19 protein-coding genes and 1 pseudogene are annotated in these 26,495 nt (G+C 67.0%); 11 read left to right on the top strand and 9 right to left on the bottom strand.

Annotated features, from left to right (window positions below; translation table 11 throughout):
- The first annotated feature begins 2 nt into the window (after nucleotides 1–2).
- The 8 genes from CCZ28_RS07015 to CCZ28_RS06980 are packed head-to-tail and all read left to right on the top strand — an operon-like array spanning nucleotide 3 to nucleotide 6,423.
- A complete protein-coding gene (locus tag CCZ28_RS07015; RefSeq protein ID WP_140217125.1) occupies nucleotides 3–749 on the top strand; it encodes a heme ABC transporter permease in 747 nt (248 codons plus the stop codon).
- Nucleotides 746–922 (top strand): heme exporter protein CcmD, encoded by a 177-nt coding sequence (ccmD, locus tag CCZ28_RS07010; RefSeq protein ID WP_140217123.1) that lies wholly within the window; start codon nucleotides 746–748, stop codon nucleotides 920–922. Before CCZ28_RS07015 ends, ccmD begins: the two co-directional genes overlap by 4 nt.
- Complete coding sequence (gene ccmE / locus CCZ28_RS07005) at nucleotides 919–1,374, top strand: cytochrome c maturation protein CcmE (protein WP_058772678.1); 456 nt, start codon at nucleotides 919–921, stop codon at nucleotides 1,372–1,374. The genes ccmD and ccmE overlap by 4 nt, the downstream gene beginning before the upstream one ends.
- Nucleotides 1,371–3,332: a heme lyase CcmF/NrfE family subunit gene (locus CCZ28_RS07000; protein ID WP_140217121.1), complete on the top strand. Its 1,962-nt coding sequence runs from the start codon at nucleotides 1,371–1,373 to the stop codon at nucleotides 3,330–3,332. The genes ccmE and CCZ28_RS07000 overlap by 4 nt, the downstream gene beginning before the upstream one ends.
- Nucleotides 3,333–3,866 (top strand): DsbE family thiol:disulfide interchange protein, encoded by a 534-nt coding sequence (locus tag CCZ28_RS06995; protein ID WP_140217119.1) that lies wholly within the window; start codon nucleotides 3,333–3,335, stop codon nucleotides 3,864–3,866.
- Entirely contained in the window at nucleotides 3,863–4,315 is a 453-nt protein-coding gene (locus CCZ28_RS06990; RefSeq protein ID WP_140217117.1) for a cytochrome c-type biogenesis protein, read from the top strand. Before CCZ28_RS06995 ends, CCZ28_RS06990 begins: the two co-directional genes overlap by 4 nt.
- The gene (ccmI, locus tag CCZ28_RS06985) at nucleotides 4,315–5,496 is read left to right on the top strand and encodes a c-type cytochrome biogenesis protein CcmI (protein ID WP_140217115.1); all 1,182 of its coding nucleotides are present in this window, start codon (nucleotides 4,315–4,317) and stop codon (nucleotides 5,494–5,496) included. The genes CCZ28_RS06990 and ccmI overlap by 1 nt, the downstream gene beginning before the upstream one ends.
- Nucleotides 5,497–5,526: 30 nt before the next feature.
- Nucleotides 5,527–6,423 carry a hypothetical protein gene (locus CCZ28_RS06980; RefSeq protein WP_140217113.1) on the top strand — a complete coding sequence of 299 codons (897 nt, stop codon included), beginning with the start codon at nucleotides 5,527–5,529 and terminating at the stop codon, nucleotides 6,421–6,423.
- Here the strand turns inward: CCZ28_RS06980 and CCZ28_RS06975 are convergent.
- On the bottom strand, nucleotides 6,349–8,460 hold the full coding sequence (locus CCZ28_RS06975) for an NAD(P)-binding protein (RefSeq protein ID WP_140217111.1): 2,112 nt from the start codon (nucleotides 8,458–8,460) through the stop codon (nucleotides 6,349–6,351). The genes CCZ28_RS06980 and CCZ28_RS06975 overlap by 75 nt on opposite strands.
- 280 nt (nucleotides 8,461–8,740) lie before the next feature.
- Between CCZ28_RS06975 and CCZ28_RS06970 the strand changes: the two genes are divergently transcribed.
- Complete coding sequence (locus tag CCZ28_RS06970) at nucleotides 8,741–15,307, top strand: response regulator (RefSeq protein ID WP_240795246.1); 6,567 nt, start codon at nucleotides 8,741–8,743, stop codon at nucleotides 15,305–15,307.
- Nucleotides 15,308–15,313: 6 nt separating this feature from the next.
- The gene (locus tag CCZ28_RS06965) at nucleotides 15,314–16,228 is read left to right on the top strand and encodes a diguanylate cyclase domain-containing protein (RefSeq protein WP_140217107.1); all 915 of its coding nucleotides are present in this window, start codon (nucleotides 15,314–15,316) and stop codon (nucleotides 16,226–16,228) included.
- A 218-nt stretch (nucleotides 16,229–16,446) separates the two neighbouring features.
- On the opposite strand, the gene CCZ28_RS06960 is transcribed toward CCZ28_RS06965, so the two are convergent.
- From CCZ28_RS06960 to CCZ28_RS06925, 8 genes and pseudogenes are all read right to left on the bottom strand, one after another.
- A complete protein-coding gene (locus tag CCZ28_RS06960) occupies nucleotides 16,447–17,469 on the bottom strand; it encodes a GGDEF domain-containing response regulator (protein WP_140217105.1) in 1,023 nt (340 codons plus the stop codon).
- A 100-nt stretch (nucleotides 17,470–17,569) separates the two neighbouring features.
- The gene (cheB, locus tag CCZ28_RS06955; RefSeq protein ID WP_140217103.1) at nucleotides 17,570–18,601 is read right to left on the bottom strand and encodes a chemotaxis-specific protein-glutamate methyltransferase CheB; all 1,032 of its coding nucleotides are present in this window, start codon (nucleotides 18,599–18,601) and stop codon (nucleotides 17,570–17,572) included.
- Nucleotides 18,598–20,787, bottom strand: a complete 2,190-nt coding sequence (locus CCZ28_RS06950) for a hybrid sensor histidine kinase/response regulator (RefSeq protein WP_140217101.1) — start codon at nucleotides 20,785–20,787, stop codon at nucleotides 18,598–18,600. Before CCZ28_RS06950 ends, cheB begins: the two co-directional genes overlap by 4 nt.
- Nucleotides 20,784–21,311: a chemotaxis protein CheW gene (locus tag CCZ28_RS06945; RefSeq protein ID WP_140217099.1), complete on the bottom strand. Its 528-nt coding sequence runs from the start codon at nucleotides 21,309–21,311 to the stop codon at nucleotides 20,784–20,786. Before CCZ28_RS06945 ends, CCZ28_RS06950 begins: the two co-directional genes overlap by 4 nt.
- On the bottom strand, nucleotides 21,308–22,555 hold the full coding sequence (locus tag CCZ28_RS06940) for a CheR family methyltransferase (RefSeq protein WP_140217097.1): 1,248 nt from the start codon (nucleotides 22,553–22,555) through the stop codon (nucleotides 21,308–21,310). The genes CCZ28_RS06945 and CCZ28_RS06940 overlap by 4 nt, the downstream gene beginning before the upstream one ends.
- Nucleotides 22,552–23,013 carry a chemotaxis protein CheW gene (locus CCZ28_RS06935; RefSeq protein ID WP_140217095.1) on the bottom strand — a complete coding sequence of 154 codons (462 nt, stop codon included), beginning with the start codon at nucleotides 23,011–23,013 and terminating at the stop codon, nucleotides 22,552–22,554. Before CCZ28_RS06935 ends, CCZ28_RS06940 begins: the two co-directional genes overlap by 4 nt.
- A gap of 2 nt (nucleotides 23,014–23,015) precedes the next feature.
- A complete protein-coding gene (locus CCZ28_RS06930) occupies nucleotides 23,016–24,821 on the bottom strand; it encodes a methyl-accepting chemotaxis protein (RefSeq protein ID WP_140217093.1) in 1,806 nt (601 codons plus the stop codon).
- 208 nt (nucleotides 24,822–25,029) lie between these two features.
- Nucleotides 25,030–25,206: pseudogene (locus tag CCZ28_RS06925) on the bottom strand (general stress protein); the annotation flags it as partial.
- Between the two features lie 741 nt (nucleotides 25,207–25,947).
- Here CCZ28_RS06925 and CCZ28_RS06920 point away from each other — a divergent pair.
- Nucleotides 25,948–26,490, top strand: coding sequence for a helix-turn-helix domain-containing protein (locus CCZ28_RS06920; RefSeq protein WP_140217089.1), 543 nt, complete (start codon nucleotides 25,948–25,950; stop codon nucleotides 26,488–26,490).
- Nucleotides 26,491–26,495: the final 5 nt, after the last annotated feature.

Below are 26,495 nucleotides of genomic sequence, written 5' to 3'. Positions count from 1 at the left end.
TCATGAACTGGACCTGGCTGCATCGACTGGGCTCGCCCGCCATCTTCTATCGCCTGGCCGGTCGCCTGCAGGGACCCTGCCTGGCGCTGGCCGGGCTGTTGCTCGCCGTTGGCCTGGTGTGGGGGCTGTTCCTGGCGCCGCCGGACTATCAGCAGGGCGACAGCTTCCGCATCCTCTATGTCCATGTGCCGGCCGCCTTCGTGGCGCAGTCCTGCTATCTGCTGCTGGCCATCGCTGGGGCCGTCGGGCTGGTCTGGCGGCTCAAGCTGGCCGACGTGGCCCTGCGCGCCGCCGCGCCTCTTGGCGCCTGGATGACGGTGATCGCCCTGGCGACCGGCTCGCTGTGGGGCATACCCACCTGGGGCACCTGGTGGATCTGGGACGCCCGGCTCACCTCGATGCTGATCCTACTGTTCCTCTACCTGGGCATCATCGCCCTCGGTCAGGCCATCGCCCAACGGGACAGCGCTGCCCGAGCCTGCGCCATCCTGGCCCTGGTCGGTTCGGTGAATCTGCCGATCATCAAGTATTCGGTGGACTGGTGGAGCACCCTGCATCAGCCGGCCACCTTCAGCCTGGTGGAGCGCCCGCCGATGCCGCCGGCGATGTGGTTGCCATTGCTGGTGATGGTGCTGGGCTTCTATCTGTTCTTCGCCGGCCTGCTGCTGCAACGGATGCGCCTGGAATTGCTGCGCCGTGAGTGGCGCAGTCGCTGGGTGCAGGCCGAACTGGGCGAGGAGCGGCCATGAGCGGCATCGACTGGGCCCAGGCGCTGGGCATGGGCAGATACGGCCTCTATGTCTGGCCGGCCTTCGGTTTGACCCTGGCGATCCTGACTGGACTGCTGTGGCACGGCCGGCTGGCACGCCATCGCCTGCAGCGTGAACTGCGCCAGCGCTGGCGACGGGAGCGGCAGTTATGAATCCGGTCCGGCGGCGCCGGCTGCTGTGGGTGCTGTTGTTGCTGCTCGGCGTGGGTGGCGCCGCGGCGCTGGCCCTCAGCGCCCTGCAGCAGAACATCAACCTCTTCTATACCCCGAGCCAGATCGCCCAGGGCGAGGCGCCCCGCGACCGGCGCATCCGCGCCGGGGGCATGGTGGAAAAGGGCAGCCTGGTACGGGCGGCGGATTCGCTCGCCGTGAGCTTCGTCATCACCGACTTCCAGCGCGAGGTGCGGGTCAGCTATGCCGGCATCCTGCCGGACCTATTCCGCGAGGGGCAGGGCGTGGTCGCCCTGGGACGGCTCGATGACCAGGGCCGGCTGGTCGCCGACCAGATCCTCGCCAAGCACGACGAGAAATACATGCCGCCCGAAGTGAGCCAGGCCCTGCGCCAGGCCGGTCGGCCGCTGGATGGCACGAGGCCGGCGCCATGATTCCCGAACTCGGTCAGCTCTGCCTGTTGCTGGCGCTCGCCATGGCCCTGGTGCAGGGCACGGTGCCCTTGCTGGGTGCCTGGCGGGGCCAGGCGGACTGGATGCGCCTGGCGCGGCCGGCAGCTTTCGGCCAGTGCCTGTTCCTGGCACTGGCCTTCGCGGCCCTGACCTGGGCCTTCTTGCAGGATGACTTCTCGGTGGCCTATGTGGCCGCCAATTCCAACAGCCGCCTGCCCTGGTACTACAAGGTCAGCGCCACCTGGGGCGCCCATGAGGGCTCGCTGCTGCTCTGGGCGTTGACCCTGTCGGCCTGGAGCCTGGCGGTGGCGGTCCGTTCGCGCCAACTACCCCAGGCGCTACTGGCGCGGGTGCTGGGCATCCTCGGCTTGGTGGCCCTGGGCTTCCTGACCTTCCTGGTCGCCACCTCCAATCCCTTCGCCCGGTTGCTGCCGCAGTTCCCGCGGGAGGGTAACGATCTCAATCCGCTGCTGCAGGACCCCGGCCTGATCCTGCATCCGCCCATGCTCTACATGGGCTATGTCGGCTTTTCAGTGGCCTTCGCCTTTGCCCTGGCAGCCCTCTTGGAAGGACGCCTGGATGCCGCCTGGGCGCGCTGGGCGCGGCCCTGGACGCTGCTCGCCTGGGCCTTCCTCGGCTGCGGCATCGTGCTGGGTTCCTGGTGGGCCTATTACGAACTGGGGTGGGGCGGCTGGTGGTTCTGGGACCCGGTGGAGAACGCCTCCTTCATGCCTTGGCTAGTGGGTACGGCGCTGCTGCATTCCCTCGCCGTGACCGAGAAACGCGGCCTGTTCAAGGGCTGGACGGTACTGCTGGCCATCGCCGCCTTTTCCCTCAGCCTGCTGGGGACCTTCCTGGTGCGCTCCGGGGTGCTGACCTCGGTGCACGCCTTCGCCAGCGATCCGACCCGCGGGGTGTTCATCCTGGCCTTCCTGCTGCTGGTGGTCGGCGGCTCCTTGGCGCTGTTCGCCTGGCGCGCGCCGGCGCTCGGCGGGTCGGCAGCCTTCGGCCTGGCGTCGCGCGAGGCGCTGCTGCTGATCAATAACCTGATCCTGGTGACGGCCGCCGCCACGGTGCTGCTGGGTACCCTCTATCCCTTGATCATCGACAGCCTCACCGGCGCCAAGCTGTCGGTCGGTCCGCCGTATTTCGATCTGCTGTTCGTGCCGCTGATGGCGTTGCTGATGCTGGCTCTGGGGGTTGGGGTGCTGGTGCGCTGGAAGCACAGCCCGACACTCTGGCTGGCCAAATTGCTGGCGCCTATCCTGCTGGCCAGCGCGGCCCTGGCCGGACTGGCCGCCTGGTGGCTCGAACAGCCCAGGGCCGCCATCCTGGCGGTGCTGGCGTTGGCGGCCTGGGTGGTGCTGACCGCCTTGCGCGATGTGCTGGGCAAGGTGCAGGCGCTGGGCTGGCGGCGCGGCTTGCGCAGCCAGCCGCGCAGCTACTGGGGTATGCAGGTGGCGCATCTGGGCCTGGCTGTGCTCGCCCTGGGCGTGGTGTTGGCCAGCCAGCTGGACGTGCAGCGCGACCTGCGCCTGGCACCGGGCGAACATCTCGAACTCGGCGGTTATCGCTTCGGTTTCGCTGGCACCCAGCACTACGAGGGGCCGAACTTCAGCGCCGAGCGGGCCCTGCTGCAGGTGGAGCGCGACGGTCGGGTGGTGGCGCTGCTCGCGCCGGAGAAGCGTCGTTACCTGGCCAGCGGCGCGGTGATGACCGAGGCCGCCATCGACGCCGGCCTGACCCGCGATCTCTATGTCGCCCTCGGCGAACCCCTTGGCGCGGGGGCCTGGGCAGTCCGTATCCAGATCAAGCCCTTCGTCCGGCTGATCTGGCTGGGTGGCCTGCTCACCGCCCTGGGCGGACTGCTGGCGCTGGCTGATCCGCGTTATCGCCAGCGCCGCCGAACCTCCCTGTCTTCCTCTGCGGAGTCGCTCTAGATGCGCCGTCGCCTGTTGCTCTGCCTGCCGTTGCTGGCCTTCCTGGTGTTGGCCGGCTTTCTCTATCGTGGGCTCTATCGCGATCCCCAGGTCCTGCCCTCGGCACTGGTCGGCCAGCCATTCCCGGCCTTTTCGCTGCCGGGCGTGCTGGATGAGCAGCTAATCAGCCGCCAGGACCTGCTCGGCCGGCCAGCGCTGGTCAATGTCTGGGGCACCTGGTGCGTAGCCTGCCGCGAGGAGCATCCCCTGCTGAATCGACTCAAGGCCCAGGGCGTGGTCATCCACGGGGTGAACTACAAGGACGACAACGCCAGTGCCCGGCGCTGGCTGGCGAAATTCCACGATCCCTATCGGCTCGACATCCGCGATGACGAGGGCCGGCTGGGGCTGGACCTGGGCGTCTATGGCGCGCCGGAGACCTTTCTGATCGACGCCCAGGGCATCGTGCGCTATCGCCACGTCGGCGTGGTCGACCAGCGCGTCTGGGATGAAGAACTCGGGCCACGCTACCAGGCCCTGGTGGCGGCGCCATGAAGGCCAGGTGGCTGTGCATCGCCTTGTTGTTCTGGTCGGCCCTGGCTGGTGCGGCCATCGAGACCTATGGCTTTCGCGACGACGCCGAGCGGGCGCGCTTCCAGGCGCTGACCCGTGAACTGCGCTGTCCCAAATGCCAGAACCAGGACCTGGCCGATTCCAATGCGCCCATCGCCGGCGATCTGCGCCGGGAAATCCAGCGGCTGATGGCGGCCGGGCAGAGCGATGAGCAGATCATCGCCTACCTGGAGCAGCGCTATGGCGAATTCATCCGCTATCGACCGCCCTTCGAGGGGCGCACCCTGTTGCTCTGGACCCTGCCGGTGCTCGGACTGCTGGGTGGTGCCGGGCTGCTGGTGATCCTCACCCGTCGCCGTCGCCCGGAACAGAGCCTGAGCGCGGCCGAGCGCGAGCGCCTGGCCGCCCTGCAGGCGGAGGAGGAGCGCTGATGCTGGCGTTCTGGGGCCTGGCGGGCCTGCTGTCGATCCTGGCGCTGCTGATCCTGCTGATCCCGCTGCTGCGCGGCGGTCGCACGGAGGTGGCGAATCGCGCGGCGCTCAATCGGGCTCTCTACCGGGAGCGGCTGGCGGAGGTCCAAGCGCGTGTTGAGCGCGGTGAACTGGATGCCCAGGCTGTGGAGCTGGCCGAAGCAGAGGCCGCGCGGAACCTGCTCGCCGATAGCGCGGTGGTCGAGCGAGCCCCGGCGCGACGCGGGCGGCGGCTGGGGATCGCCGTCGCCTTTGTGGTGCCCGCTTTGGCGCTGGGGCTCTATCTGCTGCTGGGGGCCCTGCCGGAGTTGCAGCTCAGCCAGCGGCTCGCCGAACCGCCACGTTCGCCCCAGGCGCTGCTCGCCACCCTGGAGGAGGCGACGCGGCTGCAACCCCAGGCGGCCGACAACTGGTACCTGCTGGCCCGGGCCTATGCCGGCCTGGGTCGTTATGGCGAAGCGGTGACGGCCTTCGAACAGGTGATCCAGCGCGACGGTCGGCGACCCGAGGTGCTGGGGCAATTGGCCCAGGCACGCTTCTTCGCCGCCGGCCGGAAACTGGATGCCCAGACCCAGGCGCTGGCCGACGAGGCCCTGCAGGCCAATCCGGTCGAGCCCACCACCCTGGGCCTGCTGGGCATCGCGGCCTATGAACAGGGTGATTACGCCCAGGCCGCCCGCCACTGGCAGCGTTTGAGCGCCGCGCTCGCGCCCGGAGATCCACTGCGCCAGGCGCTGGTGGAAGGCATAGGCCAGGCCGAGCGCGCGGCGCAGGCGGCGGGGCAGGGCAAGGCTCCGGGGATCGAGGTGGAGGTCAGCCTGGCACCAGAGGTGGCGCAGCGGGTACGGCCTGGGGATAGCGTCTTCGTCCTGGCCTTGGCCGAGGGGGCGTCCGGTCCGCCGCTGGCGGTGCGGCGCCTGCGGGTAGCCGACCTGCCGACGCGGGTGCGGCTCGACGATGGCGACGCCATGCTGCCCCAGCGCCGGCTCTCGGATCAGCGCTGGGTACGCCCGGTGGTGGTCATCGCGCGCAATGGCGATCCGCTGAAGGGCGACTGGCGACACGAAGGCGAGCCGCTGGACCTGCCGACCACCACGCTCGGTCGACTACGCGTGGTAGCGGGGGACGCCCTCACGCAATGATCCAGCACCACCACCTAGGACAGGGATGCCATGAATACCTACGAAGAAGCGGTCGCCGCGACCAGAGCCCTCTGCGAAGCCATTCGCAACGATCCAGGCAAAAGACGCAGGGTGCGCGAGTCCTTCTACGAGCGTTTCGGTGACACCGACAACGACGGCCTGAGCTACGGCGATTCGGAGTTGGCCTTTCTCGATTGGGAAATCCGTGCCGGGGTGCTGGACCCGGAAACCGGCAGTCCCTGGTGGCGCAACGTCAACCTGAACTTCATCTATCTGTCGGAGCTGGCCGGCTGCCTGGCGCAGCACGATATCCCTGCTGACCAGGCGCCCTTTCCCACGCGCTGCTGGCTGGATTTCATCGCCGAGCCCACGCCGAGCCACTGGTATCGCGCCCACAACTCTTCCATCCTCGACGGCTTCCATCTCTATGAGGACGACGCCCGTCTGGAAAACGAGGTTGGCCAGGAATTCCTCAACATCACCCTCTATCGGCTGATGTTCGCCCAGGCGCTGGTGGAAGATGCGACGATCTTCGGTGAAATTGGCGCTTGGCTGGCCGACCCGCGCGGATTTTCGGTGACGCTGCTGGTGCATCTGGCGGACTTCTATCCGCCGCATTATCCGCTTACCGAGGCGGATCGCGCCATCATCGAAGGTAAGGGCAAAGGCCTCGAAGAAACCGCCGTGCGCCTGATGGACGGCTTGATTCGGCATTTTTTGCGCGAGCTGTACCAGGCGGCGGCGGACTGGAACCAGGCGCCCGAGCTGCTGAACTATCTGAACGGCAACAAGCCGGCCTATCCGCCCGCCGCGGGCCACCGCGAAGCCCTCGCGGCGGCCCTGGTGGCAGGGTCACTGGAAGGCGTCTTCCCCGGGCAGGACCTCCCCATGGCCGAGGATGGCGCGAGCGGTCTGCAGACCGGATAGGGTCGCCGACTCCACGCAGCCCATGTTGAAGCCGTTGTCGATCCAATCGCCGGTCAGATAGAGGTTGCAGCAGACGGTGCCGTCGGTAGCAAGTCGCTGGCGACTGCTGCCAGCCACGCTCTGCACGTAACGCTCGCTGGGGTCGACGTTGGCACGCCAGTACTGATAGTCGAAGCGGGCGGGGCCACTGACCGCGGCGGGCGCCAGCAGGTACTCCCAGTGATAGCCCTGATCGGTCCCGGCGTTCGGCCAGTAGGCGCGTAGATTGCCGTTCATGAAGTCGATGAACTCCTTGTGCACCTGAGCGGCCTGCTGTTGCGGGTAGTCGCTGTATTCGCCGACCGGTGGGGCGCTCGTGGCAGCGAAGACACCACAGAAGTAGCTGATGTCCTGCGGCGGGGTGCCACTCGACCAATCCTCGCGGTCCACTAGATAGGTGACGTCGGCCCAGGAGTCCATCGCCTGGGCGGCGAAGCCGAGCAGTTCCGGTGCCTGGCCACCCTTGGGCGAGCCGGTCCAGCCCAGTTGCCAGACGTCCCGGTCCTGCCAGAGCTGCACCGCCTGGGTGGCCACCGTGGCGACCGCCTGGGTCATCTGGGCGAAGGCGGGATCCAGGGCGCAGAGGCTGGGCGAGAGATCCGCCAGGCCCGCCACGGAAATCCCCAGGATCACCTCGTCGAAGTCATGATCGACGCGCAATTCCCGTTGTTCGACGCCTTTCCAGCCACTCCAGCTGGATTCCAGATTGATGTGGCCGTCCTTGAGTTGCTGGGCGACCTGATCATCGATCTGCTCGTAGAGGGGCGCCGAGGGCCAGCAGGGCAGGCCCTTGACGTCCACCAGCGGCTGATAGGGTTCCTGCTTGAGCAGGACCTGGCGCTGCATCTGCAGGCGGGTCACCCGTGGGCCCTGTCCCTGGCCGTCGTCGGCGGCCTCGATGCCGGTCACCTGATGGAAGAACTGGAAATTCACCCCGCGCTTGAACAGCACCTCGTAGTAGGGCGCGAACACCACGTCGCCCATCCCGGCTTGCATGCGCCAGATGAAGGAGCCCTTGGAGGTGGTCAGGGCCAGCAGGGCGGCACGCAGAACGGTGCCGGCTTCGACGTTGGGCTGCTCCAGGTCGCCATCCCGGTAGGCGAAGATGCCGCCGTGCAGTGATTTGACGATCGCGCCGTCCTGGGTCGCGGCGCTGGCGCCATGGCGGGTCAGCCAGGCCAGGAAGGTTTCCTCGTTGAGGGCTTCGAAGCCCCGGTCATAGACCTCGTCGGCGAGCATGCCGATGAGCACCGTGAGGCCGAAGTCCATCAGCAGCCACAGTCGGTGGGCGCTGATGCTGGTCTGGCCACGCTCCTCCAGTACCCGTGCCAACAGTTCGCGGGCTTCGCGCAGCAGCCAGAGCAGCAGGGGATGATCGTTGCTCTCGGGCAGGGCGGCGCGCGCCTTGTGCAGCTGGCGCTCCGCTTCGCTCAGGGCCAGTTCCTGGGCCTCTTCGCGGCAGTGCGCACGCAGGCGGGCGAACAGTCCGGCGGGAACCGCCTGAGGGGTAGCCGCTTCGGCTTCGCCCAACCGCAGCAGCCATTCCAGCAGGTTGCCCAGGGCGGTCATGAAGGGCTTGGGATTCCAGCCTTCGCCAGGTTTGCCCGGCAGCGCCAGGGTGTCGATGGGCCAGGTGGTCCAGTGGCTCTGGAAGTCATCGGCGAAGGCGGTATGGGAATGGGCGAAGAAGGCGTCGTCGAGGGTCGCCAGGGGCGCACCGGCGGGGCGGCCGAGTTCCTCGTAGCAGTGTCTCAGACTATGGAAGGCGTTGTAGTAGAAGCCGAACCAGACGTGGATGCCGTGCTCTTCGATGCGCTGGTGGTCATCGGCGTTGCGCCCGCTGGCGCCCTTGCCACCCAGACGCCAGCCCTGCTGATACAGGGTGATCTGGTAACGCTCCTGCCATTTCGGCTCACTAGTAAGACGAAATGCGGCGGTAATGGCGGAAACGCCGCCGCCTAGAATGGCTATCTTGCGGACAGAAGGTAATGCATCCATGCCGTTTGCTCCGAAGTGCGCAATTTCTTGCGTGAGTGGACGAAAGCCAAGTGATGGCTAAGGTAATATCACTGTATCGAAAAGTTCCTTGGATACTTTAGGTCGGTACGAAAAGTGTCTGCGCTCGGCGATGCGTCGTGGCAGAACGCATCGCTCGACTACTTTTCGTATACAACCCAAGAAGGCAATGGCAACAGTTGAGGTGACGGCCCGGCGTGGTCGTCCCAGGATCGAGGCGAGCGCGGTGGTAAGGATTCCAGGCTATAGCTGCACGGCGCGGGTGAGTGAAACCCGCCATGCCCTGATCTACCGCGGAACGCGCCTGGCCGATGGTCAGCCGGTAATCCTCAAACTGTTGGCTGCGGACTATCCCACGCCCCAGGCGCAGGCCGCGTTGCGCCAGGAGTTCGAGCTGACCCGTCGCGCCACGCCCAGTGGCGCGGTCAGTGCAGCCCTCGAACTGCTGGAGCACGAAAGCCGGCAGGTGCTGGTGCTCGAAGACATCGGCGGTACCGATCTCGCCGCCTTGCTCGCCAAGGGGCCCTTGGCCCTGGACGATTTCTTCGACTGGGCGCTGGCCATCGTCAGCGCCCTGGCGCGGCTGCACCGGTTGCGCATCGCCCACAACGATCTCAATCCGCGCAACATCGTCTGTAATACGGCCACGGGTACCCTGCGCCTCACCGACCTGGGGATCGCCACCGTCTTCGGTACCGTCAGCGGCGGCGATACCCGCCTGGAGGGATCGCTCACCTACCTGGCGCCCGAGCAGAGCGGCCGGACCGGCCGCCACCAGGACTACCGCAGCGACTTCTACGCCCTCGGCGTGACCTTTTACGAGATGCTCTGCGGCGAGCCGCCGTTCCGCGCCCAGGATCCGCTCGAGCTGGTGCATGCGCACCTGGCGATGCGCCCGTTGTCCCTCGTCGAGCGCGTGCCGGGGATACCGCCGATGCTGGCGCTACTGGTGGACAAGCTGATGGCCAAGGCCGCGGAGGAGCGCTACCAGGGTTGCTTCGGCATCCTGCGCGACCTGCAGCGCTGCCAGGCCGGTCTGCAGGCCGGTACCCAGGCGGACTTCATCCTGGCCGAGCTCGACCCATCGGCCCGGCTGGTACCGACCCGCGTGCTCCAGGGTCGCAGCGCCGCCTTGCGCCTGCTCGACGAGGCGCTGGCGCGAACGGCGCTCGAGCGGATCGAGGCCATCTTCGTCAGCGGCAGTTCCGGGATGGGCAAGTCGGCACTGGTGCAGGCCTTCGTCCGCCGCCAGGGCGACCGCGTGGTCATGGCGCACGGCAAGTTCGAAACCCTGGGTGGCGGCGTTCCCTATGGCGCGTTGCGCCAGGCACTGAAGGAGCTGGTCGAGATCGGCCAGAGCCTGGCTGCCGGCTTCGCCGAACGGCTGGTCAAGGCCTTGGATGGCAATGCGGTCGTGCTCACCGACGTCTCGCCCGAGCTGAGCGCCTGGCTGGGGCCGCAGCCACCGGTGGCCGAGTTGCCGCCGCAGCAGGCCGAGCAGCGCTTCGACGATGCCATGATCACCTTGTTGCTGGCCTTCGCCTCCGGCGCGCGGCCCCTGTTGCTCTGGCTGGACGACCTGCAATGGGCCGATAGCGCCTCGTTGCGCCTGATCGAGCGCCTGCTGTCCCGGGGCGATCAGGGGGCGGTGCTGCTGGTCGCTACCCATCGCGAGGAGCAACTGGCGGACAGCGACCTGGAGCGACTGCGCGCCGCCGTGCGGGTGCGGACGCTGGCCCTCGGGCCGCTGTCACGGACGGACATCGAGCGGTTGATCGCCGAGGTCCTTCCCGCCCCGGCCGAAGCCCAGGCCGCGCTGGCCGGGTTGTGCCTGGAGAAGACCCTGGGCAACCCCTTCTTCATCGAGCAACTGCTGCGCAGCCTGCAGCAGGAAGGCCTGCTGGAGTTCGATGGCGAGAGCGGCCAGTGGCACTGGGAACTGTCACGTCTGCAAGCGCTGGACGTCTACGACAACGTCGTCGATTTCATGGTGGGCAAGCTGCAGGAGCTACCGGATTCCACCGCTGAGTTGCTGCAATGGGCCGCCTGCCTGGGGACGAATTTTTCCAGCGAGCGTCTGGCGCTGCTGATGGCCAAGGCGCCCGCGGATATCCGCAGGCTCTGTCAGGCGCTGGTCCAGGACGGTTTGCTGATCGAAGCCGAGGCCGAGGCGGCAGCGGAACAGGCGCCCACCACCTATAGCTTTCCGCACGACCAGGTCCGGCATGCCGCCCATTCGCTGCTGGCACCGGCCGACCGCGAGCGGGTCCATTTGCGCGCTGGGCAGCTGTACCTGGACGAGGGCGATGCCGCGCGGCTGGACGCCGTCACCCACCTCAATCTGGCATTGGCGCTCATGCAGACGCCGGCGGAACGCCTGCAACTGCTGGAACTCAATCTGGAGGCCGCGCGCAAGGCGCGCCAGGCCAATGCCTATCCGGCCGCACTGGGCTTCCTGCGCACGGCGGTCACACTGATCGACGAAGCCGCCTGGGGCAGTCGGCACCTCCTGCTGTTCCAACTGCATCGCGAATGGGCCGAAGTCACCCACCTCTGTGGCGATGCCAGCGAAGCCTTGCGGATCTGCGAACTCCTGCTGCCGCGGGCGCGCACCTCCTTCGAGGAAGCCGGGGTGCGCGCGCTGCAGATCGATCTGTTCAGTGGTCTGGGCCGTTTCAGCGATGCCTTGTCGGTGGCGGTGGCGGGTATCCGGGTGCTCGGCGAGCCCTGGCCCGAGGCACCGGCCGACATCCAGCAGGCCATCGGGACCGACAGTGCCGAGGTCGAGGCCTGGCTGGCCCAGCGCTCGCCGGCTGCGCTGCTCGACCTGCCGCGCATGGAAGATCCCCGGGCGCAGTTGCTGATCCGCCTGCTGGGCCTGCTCTGGGGGCCGGCGATCAACGTCGACCTGCCCATGAGCCTGCTGGCGGTCATGCGCATCGTCAAGCTGTCGATCCAGTACGGCAACGGCGATCTCTCGCCCTTCGGCTATGCCAACTATGGCTCGCTGCTGTCGGCCTTCCACGGGCGCTACGCGCTGGGCTACCAGGTTGGGCGGCTGGCCGTGGATCTGGTGGACCGCACCGGCAATCTGCCGCTGAAGTGCAAGGTCTACACCATGTTCGCGGTGACCAACAGTCCCTGGTCGAGCCCGATCGCGGACAACGTCACCCTGCTGCGCGAGGCCCTGGCGGCCGGTCAGCGCAGTGGCGAGATCATCTTCACCGCCTACAGTGCCTTTCACATCCTCAAGCACCTGCAGCATGCCGGGGCGCCGCTGAACGACATCCTCGCCGAAGCCGGCGAGATCGAGCGGATCCTGCGCGGTATCGGCGATCCCAACACCCTCGAAATCTACACCATCCTCTGCCAGTCGCTGCGCCTCCTGCAGGGCCTGACGCCGGGGCAGGAGACCTGGGACGAAGAGGGGCAGGACGAAGCCGCGTTGGTGCGGCAGATGCAGGACAGTGGCCATGTCCTCTGCCTCAACTACTATGACTTCAACAAGATGCAGGCGGCGCTGCTGTTCCGCCGGCTCCCCCAGGCGCGGCAGCATGCCGAAGCCATGGAAGCTTCCCTGGCCGCGACCTTCGGCTGGTTCAGCATCGCTGAGCAGTCCTTCTATCAGGCGCTGATCCTGCTCGCCGAAGGCGAACCGGCGGACGAGCGCCTGGCCAAGGTCCAGGCGGCGCGTGAGCGCCTGGCCGGCTGGGCCGAACACTGCCCGGAAAATTTCGCCCACAAGCGCGACCTGGTGGATGCCGAACTGGCCCGCTGCGAGGGGCGCCCCAACGCCGCCATGGATCTCTATGAGCAGGCCCTGGCTTCCGCGCGCCTGCATGGCTTCCGCCAGGACGCAGCCCTGACCGAGGAACTCTATGGGCGCTTCTGGCTGGACCAGAATCGCCCGCGTATCGCCCGCACCTATCTGCAGGATGCCCAGCGCAGCTATCTGCACTGGGGCGCGGCGGCCAAGGCCCAGGCCTTGGAAAACGAATTCCCGCACTGGCTGCGAGCGCCAGACAGCGGCACTCTCACGGTGCAGCGGACCCAAGGGCACTCCACCGGCGAGATGATGCGTCTGGACTGGCTATCGGTGCTCAAGTCGCTGCAGACGATTTCCAACGAGCTGGCGTTGGATCAGTTGCTGGCGCGGATGATGCGCATCATCCTGGAGGAGGGTGGGGCGCAACAGGGGCTGCTGTTGCTGCCCGAGGGCGGTCGCTGGCTGGTGCAGGCCTCGGTGTGCAGCGGCGGTGAGCCCAAGGTCCTGCAGGAGCTGCCGGTGGCACTTGGCGAGCAGGATGCCAGCGAGAGCCAGGTGCCCCTGACCCTGGTCGCCCATGTCATCCGCAACCGCGAGCCGGTGATTCTCGATGACGCGGCTTGCGCCGGTGGATTCGTCCGGGATGCCTACATCCGGGCGCGACGCCCGCGTTCCATCTGCTGCCTGCCAGTGCTGCGGCAGAGTCGCCTGATCGGCATCCTCTATCTGGAAAACAACCTGCTGGCCCAGGCGTTCACTCCGGGCCGGTTGCAGGTGCTCAGCATTCTGGCCACCCAGGCAGCCATCTCCCTGGAGCATGCGCAGATCTACGAGACCCTGGAGCAGCGCGTTGCCGAGCGCACCCGCGAAGTGGACCAGGCGCGTATCCGTGCCGAGGAAGCCGCGGCGGCCAAGTCGTTGTTCCTGGCGACCATGAGCCACGAGATCCGCACGCCGCTCAATGCGGTGATCGGCTTGAGCCGCCTGACGCTGGGCACCCGCTTGACCGGCGAGCAGCGCGGTCATGTCGGCAAGATCCTCGATTCCGGCGAGAGCCTGCTGGGGGTCATCAACGATGTCCTCGACTATTCGCGTAACGAGGCCGGCGGCACCCAGCTCGAACAGCTCGGTTTCAACCTCGGCAAGGTGCTCGAACGGACGCTGAACCTGTGTGCCCTCAAGGCGCACGAGAAAGGTGTCGAGCTGGTAATGGACTGCGGACCGGACATCCCCCTGGCCCTGGAAGGTGATCCGCTGCGCTTGCAGCAGGTGCTGGTCAATCTGCTGAGCAACGCGGTCAAGTTCACCGAGCATGGGCATGTGCTGATCCGCGTCGGCGCGACCTGCGAGAAGGGCCGGGCCCATTTCAGCCTGGCGGTCGAGGATACCGGCATCGGTCTCACCGAGGCGCAGCAGGCGCAACTCTTCCAGCCCTTCACCCAGGCGGATGGCTCCATCAGCCGGCGCTATGGGGGTACCGGTCTGGGCCTGGCGATCTCGCGCCAGCTCACCGAACTCATGGGCGGCAGCCTGGACGTCCACAGCGAGCCGGGGCGGGGATCCTGTTTCACTCTGAGGGTGACCCTGCCGGTGGTGGGCGCGCCGGAGCGGTTGCCCAGCCAGACGCCCCGCCGGGTGCTGTTGGTGGACGACCATGGCCTGGCCCGGCGTATCCTCGGCCAGCGCCTGCGCGAGTTGGGCATGCAGGTGGTGGAGGCGGAATCCAGCGAGCAGGCCCTGGCTCTGGTGGCGAGCGGTGCCCAGGCCTTCGAGCTGGCCTGTGTCGATTGGCGGCTGGGAGCCGAGGATGGTCTGGTCCTGGCGCGGCGCCTGCGCGACCATCAGCCGGGACTGGCCCTCGCCATCCTGGCCTCGCCCTACGAAGCGGAAGAGGTGCGGAGCCTGGGTGAGGACCTGCCCGGTCTGGAGTTGCTGGACAAACCCATCACCAGTCCGGCGCTACAGCGCCTGCTGGCCGGCCTGGGCCTGGCGCCCGCGCTGCCGCCCGCGCCGGTGCAGAGTCCGGTCGACCTCCAGGGCATCCGCCTGCTGCTGGTCGACGACAACGCCATCAATCGGCAGGTGGTGATCGGCTTCCTGCAGGGAACTGGCATCCTGATCGAGGTGGCCGAGGATGGCCAGGCCGCGGTCGAGCGGTTGGCGACCGAGCGCTACGATCTGGTGCTGATGGACGTGCACATGCCACGGCTGGATGGCCTGTCGGCGACGCGCCTGTTGCGCACCCGCCCGGCGCTGGCGCGGCTGCCAATCATCGCCATGACCGCCAATGGCCTGCCCGGCGATCGCGAGCGCTGCCTGGACGCCGGCATGAACGATCATCTGGTGAAGCCGCTGGACCCCGCCGAACTGTTCCGCATCATCGCGGCCTGGACCACGCTGGAGCAATTGCAGCGCGCCGAGCGCAAGGCGGTGGCAGATGCCGACCCGGTCGGTCCGTTGGGCCTTGCGCACGCGGCCGGGCTGTTCGAGCCGGAGGCGGCGCTCGGTCTGCTGCAGGGCAATACCGAGCTGTACGAGCAACTGGTAAGGGACTTCCGGCGCCAGCATGGGGATCTGCCGAGCCGGATCGCGGCGTGGCGGGCGGCGGACGATACCGCGGCGCTGTTCGAGTGCGCCCACGCCATGCAATCCACTGCGGCCTATATCGGGGCCGTTGCCCTGCGCGAGGCGGCCCAGCGGCTGACCCACAGGATTCGCCTGGCACAGCCGATCCGCGAGGATGTGAGTACCTTGCAATTCGAGGTCGGGCGTTGTCTGGCGACACTCGACGAGGTGTTGGCGAGTTCGCCGAGGCTGACGCAGGACGCCGCGCCGGAAAAGCTGGAGACCCAGTTGGAGCAACTGGTCGGCCTGCTGCAAACCTCCGACTTCGCCGCCGAGGCGCTCCTGGACCGATTGATGGACGCCGGCGGGAGTATCCCTCACAGCGCCGATCTGGTGCGGATCAGGGAATGGGTGGACGACGTGGAGTTCGAGCATGCCGCCGATGCCACCCTGGATCTGCTGCGCCGCGTGCGGCAGGCCGGCCAGCGATCGGGCTGAGTGCGGATGGAAGGCCGCCGTATCGAGCTGCCATTGGTACTGATCGTCGACGATCAGAAGAGCAACCTGCGCGTTTTGGCCGATCTGCTGCGCGATGAGGCGCGGATCATGCTGGCCAGGAGCGGGGTCCAGGCGCTGACCAAGGCGGCACGTGAGCATCCGGATCTCATTCTGCTGGACGTGGTGATGCCTGGCATCGATGGCCTGCAGTTGATCCAACTGTTCAAGCGGCGCGCCGAGACCAGCGCCATTCCGGTCATCTTCATCACGGCGGCCAATGACCTCAATCGCGAGGTCGAATGCTTCGAGCTGGGCGCCAGCGACTTCATCCAGAAGCCGTTCAACCCACTGGCCGTGCTGGCGCGCGTGCGGTTGCACCTGCAACTGGCCAGGCAACGGCGCCTGCTTGAGGAGCTGGCCCACCTGGATCCGCTGACCGCGGTGGGCAATCGACGGCGGTTCGACGAGCAATTGGCGGCCGAATGGCAACTGGCGGTCAGCCGGCACCGGCCCATGGCCATCGCCATGCTCGATATCGACTATTTCAAACAGTACAACGATACCTATGGCCATGCCGCCGGTGACCAGGCGCTGTCCCGGGTCGCCCAGGTGCTGGAGCAACGTATCCGCGAGCGTGATTGCCTGGCGCGCTATGGCGGTGAGGAATTCGTGCTGCTGCTGCCGGGGGCACCCCGGGAGGCTGCCGAAGCGGTCCTGGAGCGTTGCCGCCAGGGCATCGCCGAATTGCGCATCGCCCATCCCCTGGCCGACGACCGCCTGTGGCTGACGATGAGCATGGGCCTGGCGTGCTGTCATCCGACCCATGAACAGACGCCGGATTGGCTGCTCAGGGCCGCCGATACCTTGCTCTACCAGGCCAAGGCGGAAGGGCGGAATCGTCTGGTCAGCCGCGGCTTCTAAGAGCCTGTTCATAATCTGCTGCGCGTCGGCCAAACCGCGTTGAAAATGGCCTGGGTGGCCAGCCCCGCCTGGGCGGCCCCGTCGCAATGCTCATTTACCACCCGTAAACTCGAGCGCGAGTCCGATCCGCTTCCTCAGCCATTTTCGCGGGGCCGCCTAGGCCTTGTTTGGCTCTAGCTCGCGAGATTATGAACAGGCTCTAAGCATGTTGACGCGGGTCAGGCGTCCTTGGCCGCGCCGACTACCAGATGCACCCGATTGCGCCCCTCGGCCTTGGCCTGGTAAAGGGCCTGGTCGGTGCGTTCGATGAAGGCTTCGTGGTCGTCGCCGCTCTGCGGCTGGATGCTGCCGACCCCGATGGAAATGGTGACGATGCCCAATTCGCTGCCGGTGTGGGCGACCTGCAGCCGCTCGACGCCGGCACGGCAGGCCTCGGCCACCTTGAGTGCACCTTCGGCATCGGTGTCCGGCAGCACCATGGCGAATTCCTCGCCACCATAGCGCGCCACCAGGTCCGCCGGACGCTTGAGCTGTTCGGTGAGCACCGCCGCCACCTTCTTCAGGCAGAGATCCCCGCTGAGATGGCCGTAGGTATCGTTGTAGCGCTTGAAATGGTCGACGTCGCACAGCAGCAGGGCGAGCGGTTGGCGACTACGTCGGGCGCGCAGCCATTCGCCTTCGTAGGTCTGGTCGAAATGGCGGCGATTGTTGATGCCGGTGAGGCTGTCGATGGCCACCAGCTTCTGCAGCTGGATGTTGGCCTCGGCCAACTGCCGCTGACTCTCGCGCAGGAAGCGGAAGGCCTCGTCGCGCTGGGCGCGCAGGACATGGGCCTCGGAGTGGTAGCGCAGCCGCGCCAGCAACTCGAGCTTGTCGGGCAGCTTGACCAGATAGTCGTTGGCGCCGGTGGCGAAGCTCTGTGCCTTGACCTGGGGATCTTCCTTGGAGGAAAGCACCACGATGGGCACGTCGCGCAGGGCCGGCTCCGCCCGGAAGCGGCGGACGGTTTCCAGGCCATCGATCTCGGGCATGATCAGGTCTTGCAGCACCACGGTGGGCTTGAGTTGCAGGGCCATGTTCACCGCCTGGTTCGCGTCCAGGCAGTAGTGCAGTTCGATATCGGGTTGATCCGCGATCATCCGCCGCAGGGCTTCGATGATGATCAACTGATCGTCCACCAGCAGCAGCCGCACCTTGGGGGCGGTCAGGCTGTCCAGGGCGCTACCCTCTTGCATGGCCATTACTGCGAGTCCTTGTGCGGGCGGGCGAGTGTCCCGCATCTTTATATGGCCGATCCCTGCCGCTACGCCGTCCGACGTTCCTGTCGGCGACCTGTCATGTTCAACTTCGCGGCATGCTACCGAAGCGCCGTTGGAGCCAGGCTCCGATTTGCGCAGGGCTGAGCACCCGTTCTGCCGCCCCCATTCTAACCGCAGCTGCGGGCATGCCGTATACGGCACAACTGGCCTCGTCCTGGGCCAGGGTGGGGCAACCGCTCTGGCGCAGGGCGAATAGCCCGTTCGCGCCATCGCGGCCCATGCCGGTCAGCAGGATGCCGAGGGCGTCGCGGGCGAAGTGCGGGTGGCCGGCGAGGCTGGAGAAGAACACATCCACCGACGGCCGATAGGGGTAATCGGCCGGCTCGGCGGTATAGGCGAAACGTCCCCGGCTATCCAGCAGCAGGTGGTCGTCACCCAGGGCGACGCTGACCTGGCCGGGCTGTGGCGTGGCGCCCGGCATGGCGGCCTGCACCGGCCAGGCGATCTGGGTACCGAGCCAGCCGATGAAGCTGGGAGCGAAGCGCCGATCGATGTGCTGGACCAGGACCACACTGGCCTGGGCGGTCGGGGTCCAGCCTTCGAACAGGCTCACCAGCGCGGCCGGCCCTCCGGTGGAAGCGCCAATGGCCACCAACGCGCCCGACGGTGCTGGCGCCGGGCTGGCCGCCGATACCGGAGCGGGAAGCGGGGGTTGGGCAGGACGCTCCGGCAGGCGCACCAGGGGTTCGATACGGGCGATCTTGCGCAGCAGGGCGCCGCCGTCGGCACCGCCGGACAGCGCCGGGGCGGCGGTCACGTCCAGGGCGCCAGCGCCCATGGCGCGGAAGACCCCTTCGCAATCGTCGGGCGTGGCGGTCACCATCAGGATGGCGCAGGGCGACTGGGCCATGATCCGCCGGGTCGCCTCGATGCCGTCGAGCCGCGGCATCTGCAGGTCCATGAGGATCAGGTCCGGCCGATCTTCCGCGCATCGGGCAACGGCCTCTTCGCCGTCGTGGGCGATCCAGGCAACCGTGTGGCGTCCGTCGCTGACCAGCAGGCGGCGCAAGGCCTCGGTAGCCAGCAGCAGGTCGTTGGCGATGGCGATTCTCATGGCGCTCCGATGAGGTCCTGCACGGCGGTGATGAGGGCGTCGTCGTGAAAGCTGCCCTTGGTCAGATAGTAATCGGCACCGGCCTGCATCCCCTTGAGCCGATCTTCGGGCCGGTCCTTGTAGGACACGATCATCACCGGCAGGGCATGCAGGCGGGGATCGCGGCGTACCAGCTCCACCAGCTCGATGCCATTCATGCGCGGCATGTCGATGTCCGACAACAACATGTCGAAATCCCCGGCACGTACGGCGTTCCAGCCGTCCATGCCGTCCACCGCGACCTCCACCTGGTAGCCCTGGCCTTCCAGCAGCTTGCGTTCCATTTCGCGTACGGTGAGGGAGTCGTCCACCACCAGGATGCGCTTGATCCGCCGGGTATCGGCGACCTTGCCGCTCTGCACCTGGCGCAGGCGCCCCTCGCCGAGCAGGCGCTCGATGCCGGTCAGCAGGTCGGCGACGTCCAGCAGCAGCACCGCACTGCCATCGTCGAGCAGGGCGCCGGCGGTGACCGAGCGCAGCTTGCCGAAGATCTCGTCCAGCGGCTTGAGCGCCAGGCCCTGCTCGCCGCGCAGCCGGTCGACCACCAGGCCATAGCGGCGCTCGCCGCCGCCGATCACCAGCACGGCGAGATCGCCGCTGGGCGGGGCGCCCTCGAGTTCGAGCAGCTGATGGGCGGCGACCAGGCCCAGGCGATCCTCGCCGAGCAGGAAGAAGGCCTTGCCTTCGAGGGAGTGGACCTCGCTCGGCGCCAGGCGCAGGACCCGCTCGATGCGGTTGACCGGCAGGGCATAGGCTTCGCCGGCGATATCGACGACCAGCGCGCGCACGATGGAGCGGCTGACCGGAACCAGCAGGTGGGTGGTGAAACCGGCACCCGGCCGCGTTTCCAGGCGCACCTCGCCATCCAGGGCGCGGATGGCATCGGCCACTACGTCCAGGCCCACGCCACGGCCGGACAACTCGGTCACCGTCTCCTTGAGGCTGAAACCGGGCAGCAGCAAAAATTCCAGCAACTCGGCGGGGCTGAGTTCGGCGGCGACCGCTGCCGGACTCAGGCGGCGGGCGATCACCGCGGCGCGGACGCGTTCCAGGTCCAGGCCGCGGCCGTCGTCATGCAGACTCACTTGCAGTCGACCAGCGACGTGCCGGGCCTCTAGACGAATCTGGCCGCTCTCCGGCTTGCCCAGGGCGCGGCGTTCGGCCGGGGGCTCCAGGCCATGGTCCACGGCGTTGCGCAGCAGGTGGTTGAGCGGGCTTTCCAGGCGCGCCAGCACCTCGCGGTCGATCAGGGTGTCGGCGCCGTCGATGTGCAGGGTCGCATCCTTGTCCAGCCCCCGCGCCAGGTCGCGGACCAGGCGCGGAAAGCCCTGTACGGCGTCGCGCAAGGGGCGCATCCGCACGCCGAGCACCTCGTCCAGCAGTCCCTGACAGACCCCGAGCAGTCGCCGCTCATAGGCCTCCAGGGCCTGCAACTGTTGCTGATAGCGGTCGAGCAGGCCCTCCTGGCGCTGGCGCAACTCGCTGCTGGCGCCCTGAGTCTGGCCGAACAGCGCCTGCAACTCACTGCGATAGCCCTGAAAGCCCTGTACCAGCCCGTGCAGGCCGAGACCCATCACCCGGGCCTCGCTGCTGAGGGCGAGAATCTGGTTGAAGCGGCCGCTGTCCACCCGCAGGGGATCGCGACCGCGTTCGCTGTCGGAAGTGGGCTCCTCGGCAATCGGAGACGCCTCCGGGGCGAGGGGGAGCGGGGCGCTGGGCAGAGGCGCGGGCGGTGCGCTCTCGGCAGCACTCAGGGCCTGGGCCAGCGCCTGCTGCGCCTCGCGCTGCTCGGCTTGCCAGCGCTGGCTGGCGGCCTCGTCCAGGCGGCTGACTTCACCGAGGAAGTCGACGCAGCGGAACAGCCGGTCGAGATCCTGGGCACTGAGCTGGCGTTGACCCGCCTGGACGGCGACCAGGCAATCCTCCATGGCATGGGCCAGCTCCACCAGACCGTCCAGGTCGACGATCCGCGCCGCGCCCTTGATGGAATGGGCCGCGCGCATCATCGGCTCGATCACCGCGGTGTTGCCGGGGTCCCGTTCCAGTCGCAGCAGGCCGGCATCCAGTGCCTGCAGATGGCTCTGCACCTCGCTGGCGAAGAGATCATAGAGGGACATCTCGCGCACATCGCGCGGTGGCTGGCTCATCGCAGGGCCTCTTCCAGGGCCCGTTCCAGCCGTGCCAGGTCGATCAGGCCGACCTGATAAGCCCCTTCTTGATAGACACCGCTCAGCTGGCTGAGCAACTCGCCTCCCAGGGTTGCCGGCGGTGGCTGTACCTCGCTTGGGACATAGCGTTGCAGACCCAAGGCCTCATCCACCGCCACCGCCCACTCGCGGCGACCGCTGCGCAGCAGCAGCAGGCGGGGAAAGCCGCGGGTATGACTGGCCGGTGCCACCCCGAGCAGGAGATCCAGGGCGATGCAGGGATAGAGTTGCCCACGCACCGGGACGATGCCGCGCAGCAAGGGAGAGCGGCGGTGCGGGACGCGGTGGACCGCCGTGGGTTCGGTGGCCGTGACCAGGCAACTGCCCGGTAGCCCCAGCCATTCCGCGCCCAGTCGAAAGACCAGGGCGCTGGCCGAGCGGGCCTGGTGGTCGTCCAGCGGCTCGGCATAGCGCGCGGCCCAGTCGGCTCTTTGGCTGGCGTCGAGTTCGTGGATCGGGCTCATGCGTCGTCACCGCCACGCGCCTGGATGCGGGCTGCCCGTTCGCGCAGCCGGCCGGCCTCGTCGAGGCGACCGGCTCTTTCGCAGATCAGCGCCAGCCGACAGAGCGCCGGATAGTGTCCGGGTTCCAGGTAGAGTGCCTGGCGCAGGGCCCGCTCTGCCTCGGCGGCACGGACGTCGGGCAGGATCAGCGCCAGCAGGAAATAGGCTCCGGCCTGGCTGCGATCCTGGTCGAGCAGGTTGCGCAGCAGGGCTTCGGCTTCAGCGACACGGCCGGCGTCGGCCAGGCGTTGCGCCTGTTCCAGCGGCGCCGCTGATCGCTCGGGTGGCGGCGCTGCCGGAGCCGGCGCTGTCCTGGGGCGTGCGGGCGCGGCCAGTGGCGGGGGGGGCGCCGAGGATCGCACTGGGGCCTTGCGTCTCGTCGGCATGGCGACCGGCTGGGGCCGCTCGCTGTCCGGCGTGACGGCCTGGCGCTTGATCAGGGCCGAGGCCTGGGCCACGCCCAGGCTGGCGAAGCCATGACGCATGGCGCTCACCATTTCCGAGCTGCCCACGCAGAGCAGGCCGTCGTCGTGTAGCAGGGCGGCCAGATGGCTCAGGGCGCGGCCCTGGGTCTGGTCGTCGAAATAGATCAGCAGGTTGCGGCAGAGCACCACATCGAAGGGCGCGCCGTCGCGCAGGCTGCCGAGCTGGAGGATATTGCCCTGGCGAAAGCGGACCTGGGCGCGCACCCGTTCGTGCAGACGATGGCGGTCGCCTTCGGCGGTGAAGTAACGCTCGCGAAAGTCCAGCTCGCGGGCGCGAAAGGAATTGCGGCCGTAGAGTCCGCGTCTGGCCCGCTCCAGGGACGGCTCGTTGATGTCCACCGCGGTCACCTGGAAGGCCTTGGCCGGCAGGCCCGCATCGAACAGGGCCATGGCCAGGGTATAGGGTTCCTCGCCCGTGGAGCAGGGCAGGCTGAGCAACCTGACGGGGTGGCCGGTGCTTTGGTGGCGCTGCTGGGCGAAACGCGCCGCATGGGTGATGGCCTGGGGATCGCGAAAGAACCAGGTCTCGGGGATGACCAGCAGATCCAGCAGGTCGGCGAACTCGGCTTCGTCGTCGAGGATGCGTGCCATATAGAGATCCGCCTCGCTCTCCTGGCGCTCGCGCAAGCGCTGGCGGATGGCGCGCGCCAGCATGTCGTCGGCAATGGCGAGACCGGTGCGCGAGCGCACCAGGGGCGCCAGGCGCGGATCGAGCTTCACGCGACCTCCCGGAACAGCAGGTCGGCCAGGGCGGGCGACAGCAGCCGCTGCGGCTCCAGCCAGAGCCAAAGGCCCTCGGGCGTTTCCAGCACCTCACCCAGCCAGGGATAGCTGGGCAGCGGGATACCGGCCGGACGCGGCGCGCTGGCGGCGACCCGGCGTACGCCGAGCACGCCTTCCACCACCAGACCGAGCGGTCGACTGCCACCGGCCGTACCGGGGAGGGGATAGTCCACCAGCAGGATACGGGTGTCCTGCTGCGCCCGGGCACCCCGTCCGCCGCTCAGGGCGGTGACATCGATCACCGGGATCGCCACGCCGTGCAGGTTCATCAGGCCCGCCACGCCGGGCGGCGCCGCGGGAAAGCGGGTGAGTTCGAGAAAGGGCAGCACCTGGCGGATGGCGGTCGTCGGCAGGGCCGCGGGCTCATCGGCCAGGTGGAAGATCAGGATCTGCATCGTCAGCGGGTGACCGAGAAGGTGGCGACGCTGCTCTGCAGGTCCTGGGCCGCCTGTTGCAGATACTGGACCGCCTCGCTGATGGCCTTGAGTGCCTCGGTGGTCTGCTGGGTGCTGTCGTTGAGCTGGGTGATGGTCTCGGCGATCTGGCCGGCGCCCACCGCCTGGGACTGCATGCCCTCCAGCACGATGTCGAAGCGCGCCGGCAGTTTCTGCACGTCTTCGATGACCCCGGCCAACTGGTCGCTGACGCTCGCCACCTCCTGCACGCTGCGGCGGATCTCTTCGGAAAACTTGTCCATGCCCATCACGCTGGCGGAGACCGCGGAATTCATGTCCTTGAGCATCTGTTCGATGTCGTCGGTGGCGGCGGTGGTCTGGTCCGACAGGCGGCGAATCTCGGTGGCTACCACCGAGAAGCCGCGACCCGCTTCGCCGGCCTTTTCCGCCTCGATGGCCGCGTTGAGCGACAGCAGGTTGGTCTGGTCGGCCACCTTGGTGATGGTGGTCAACACCTTGTTGATGTGGCTGGACTTCTCCGACAGGGCGGCGAGCTTGGCATTGATGGAGTCGGTCGCCGCCACCATGCGCTGCATGGTGGCGTCCATGCTCGCCAGGTTGCTGCGCGCCTGCACCGCACCGTTGGTGGTCTCGTCGGCCACCTGTACGGCTTCTTCCATGGTCTTGAGCAGGGCGTTGGCATTGGCGGCGATTTCCCGCGTGGTGCTCAGCACTTCCACGCTGGTCTGCGCCTGTTCGATGCTGGTGGCTTCCTGCTGACGGGAGGAGGCGGCGATCTCGGTGGTGGAGGAGGTCACCTGGATACCGGCGCGCTGGACCTTGGTGAGCATGCCGCGCAGGTCATCGATCATCTTGCCGAGGCCTCGCGCCAACTGGCCGATGGCGTCATCGCCACTGACCGCCGTGCGCCCGGTGAGATCGCCGGCCGCGGCCTTGTTGACCACCCCGAGCAGATCGTCGACATCGTCGCGCAGGCGTTGCATCAGCGCCTGCTCGCGGGCATGGTCGTCCTGGATCTGTTGGGCCATCTCATTGAAGGCCACGCCGACCTGGCCCAGTTCGTCACGCCCCCGGACCTGGACACGGGCGCCGCTCTCGCCCGCCGCAATGCGGGCAACGGTATCGGTGAGGCCACGAATCGAGCGCAGCAGGTTATGGGAGAGCAGCCAGGCGATGAGGGCGGCGAGCAGCACGCACAGGGTGCCGCCGGCGATCAGGGTCCAGGTCAGCTGCTGGTGGACGATGTCGGTATGCCCGGCCCGCTGCGCGGCCAACTGCCGCTCTTCGTCGCCAATCGCGCGGATCTGCTGACGCAGCCCCTCGACCTGACTGGACATGCCGTTCATCAAGGGGTCATTGGCCAACTGCTCTGGGGTCAGCGCCGTCGTCTCGCGCAGCTTGAGCAGGGGCTGGAAGGTAGTCTTGTACCACTCCGCCAGGCTCGCTTCGAGACGGGTGAAGCGCTGCTGCTGGCTCGCATTGTCAGCGGTGAGTTGCTGAGGAATCTTGAGCGTCGCTTCCAGATCCGGCCACGCCTGCCGGACCGCCTCGGCGTTTTCTGCGGTATTGAATAGCCAGTAGTTGCGTAGCTTGGCACGGGTCTCGAGGACGTCGTTGTCCAATTCGCTGACCGCCAGCAGCACCTCGGCGGTATGGCGATCCCAATGGTTGGCTTGGACCAGACTCTGCAGGGCGGCATAGGTCTGCCAGAGCAGCAACACGACCAGGGCGAGGATGGCAGCGAAGCCGGCGAAGAATTTGTTCTGGATGCGGACGTTATCGAGCATGGGCACCGGCACGAGCGGACGAGGGCGAAACGAGTGAGCCCCAAGGGCCACTCAGGCTGTCCGATAAAAGTAGCACGGTCATGCATTTATGTGAGTTGCAACGCACTGGCGGCGTGAGGAAGGCGGCGAGCGGCGCGGAGACTATCAGAGCGGGGCAACCTGCCAACGATAGCGGGTGCCGGGAGGCTGCCCTGCGGGTCAGTCCGCTTCAGGTCGCTGCGGCTTCGTTCGCCGGCTCGGATCTACGCGTACCGTGGCTGTTCTGGCCACCCTTGCGACCCGCTTCGGAAGCCCGGGCGGGATTGTTGGCGAAATTTCCGCCGCTGGCGTGACCACCCTTGCGCCCGGCTTCGGCCGCACGCTCCCGGTTGTTGGCGAAGTTACCTGGATTGCTGCTTTTGTTAGCCATCAAACTTCTCCCACTTTCGACTATTAGCTTTGAACGCGCTGCGCCCCCCAAAGGCTAAGCGATTCAAAATTAAGAGTCGCCCTGAATAAAGTGAGTTCTTGGCGCGCGATGAAGGGGTGTTTAATTGGACGGTATTGAACTTCAATACAAGGTCGGGAGAGTGAAAGTTGCGAATTAGAGCATTCAGGAGAAATGTTGTACAGGAACTGTAAAAGAATTCGTCCAATAGGTATCAGGTAAGGGTGCTGGAACAGTCGTCGATTTGGAAATTTTTTGAAATACTTCGTCGCGAGGCTTGTCGGATCTGGGCTTTCGAGCTATCGAATCAGACGTTGTTTGCGGCATCCCGTTCTCTGTAGGCCATGAACATAATGGGGCGTACGAGCCTGTCTCATGCGGCCTGGAAAATCGAATAATGGGGTTTCCTGACTATCGGTTCATACGCAAGGGCGTTTCCAGAGCTCTTCCCGATCTATTGGGTTTTCAGTTTTTGAATTAACGGTCGCGAAAATTCGAATAGCTGTTCCGATAAAGTTTAAGGCGCTAGCCATGATGTGCAAAGTCCACAGTGGGTCGCTGGGCGCAGAACGACTTTTGCAGAGCGCTATCGGCGGCGGTTCGACGTCTGGATGACAAGCCCGGACTGACAGGACCAGAGCGATAGTCTTGCTTATTTTTCTCAAATATGGGAAAAAATATCATTTTCGGGAGATAGCCATGCTAGAGAGCGAGTTGGCGCTGCGGCTCAAGGCCTTGCGCTTGGAACAGGGCTGGTCGCTGGAGCAACTGGCGACCCGCAGTGGCGTGAGCCGGGCAACGCTTTCCCGGCTGGAAAACGCCGAGGTCAGCCCGACCACCGTGGTACTGGGTCAGCTCTGCGCGGCCTACGGACTGACCCTGACACGCCTGCTGCACAGCGTAGAGAGCGGCTTTCCCGCCCACCTCGGTCGCGACAGCCAGCAGGTATGGCGCGATCCCGACCAGGCATTCTCGCGTCGTTCCGTGTCGCCACCGTCCCGCGCGCTGGCCGGGGAGGTGATCGAGAGTGAACTGGGCCCCGGCGTCGACATTCGCTACGAGCACTCGCCGCGGCCAGGGCTCGAACATCATCTGGTGCTGCTCGAGGGCGAACTCGAGTTGTGTGTCGAGGACCAGCCTTATCGGCTGGTGGCGGGTGATTGCCTGCGTTATCGACTCTGGGGCAGCAGTCGTTTCCTGAGCGGGAGCGCGGGTGCGCGCTACCTCCTGTTTCTCATCTGAAGGAT

The organism is Pseudomonas oryzihabitans, from assembly GCF_006384975.1.
Taxonomy (GTDB): Bacteria; Pseudomonadota; Gammaproteobacteria; order Pseudomonadales; family Pseudomonadaceae; genus Chryseomonas; species Chryseomonas psychrotolerans_B.
Note: the sequence above shows the minus strand (reverse complement) of the source record. Positions and strands in the feature narration are given on the sequence as shown.

Coding starts and splice junctions, on each gene's coding strand:
- CCZ28_RS06945 (WP_140217099.1), bottom strand. CDS start 21,311: ATGAGCCCGATCCACGAACTCGACGCCAGCCAAAGAGCCGACTGGGCC.
- CCZ28_RS07000 (WP_140217121.1), top strand. CDS start 1,371: ATGATTCCCGAACTCGGTCAGCTCTGCCTGTTGCTGGCGCTCGCCATG.
- ccmE (WP_058772678.1), top strand. CDS start 919: ATGAATCCGGTCCGGCGGCGCCGGCTGCTGTGGGTGCTGTTGTTGCTG.
- CCZ28_RS06960 (WP_140217105.1), bottom strand. CDS start 17,469: ATGGCCATGCAAGAGGGTAGCGCCCTGGACAGCCTGACCGCCCCCAAG.
- CCZ28_RS06920 (WP_140217089.1), top strand. CDS start 25,948: ATGCTAGAGAGCGAGTTGGCGCTGCGGCTCAAGGCCTTGCGCTTGGAA.
- ccmD (WP_140217123.1), top strand. CDS start 746: ATGAGCGGCATCGACTGGGCCCAGGCGCTGGGCATGGGCAGATACGGC.
- CCZ28_RS06930 (WP_140217093.1), bottom strand. CDS start 24,821: ATGCTCGATAACGTCCGCATCCAGAACAAATTCTTCGCCGGCTTCGCT.
- CCZ28_RS06965 (WP_140217107.1), top strand. CDS start 15,314: ATGGAAGGCCGCCGTATCGAGCTGCCATTGGTACTGATCGTCGACGAT.
- CCZ28_RS06975 (WP_140217111.1), bottom strand. CDS start 8,460: ATGGATGCATTACCTTCTGTCCGCAAGATAGCCATTCTAGGCGGCGGC.
- CCZ28_RS06935 (WP_140217095.1), bottom strand. CDS start 23,013: ATGCAGATCCTGATCTTCCACCTGGCCGATGAGCCCGCGGCCCTGCCG.
- CCZ28_RS06980 (WP_140217113.1), top strand. CDS start 5,527: ATGAATACCTACGAAGAAGCGGTCGCCGCGACCAGAGCCCTCTGCGAA.
- CCZ28_RS06950 (WP_140217101.1), bottom strand. CDS start 20,787: ATGAGCCAGCCACCGCGCGATGTGCGCGAGATGTCCCTCTATGATCTC.
- CCZ28_RS06995 (WP_140217119.1), top strand. CDS start 3,333: ATGCGCCGTCGCCTGTTGCTCTGCCTGCCGTTGCTGGCCTTCCTGGTG.
- cheB (WP_140217103.1), bottom strand. CDS start 18,601: ATGAGAATCGCCATCGCCAACGACCTGCTGCTGGCTACCGAGGCCTTG.
- ccmI (WP_140217115.1), top strand. CDS start 4,315: ATGCTGGCGTTCTGGGGCCTGGCGGGCCTGCTGTCGATCCTGGCGCTG.
- CCZ28_RS07015 (WP_140217125.1), top strand. CDS start 3: ATGAACTGGACCTGGCTGCATCGACTGGGCTCGCCCGCCATCTTCTAT.
- CCZ28_RS06990 (WP_140217117.1), top strand. CDS start 3,863: ATGAAGGCCAGGTGGCTGTGCATCGCCTTGTTGTTCTGGTCGGCCCTG.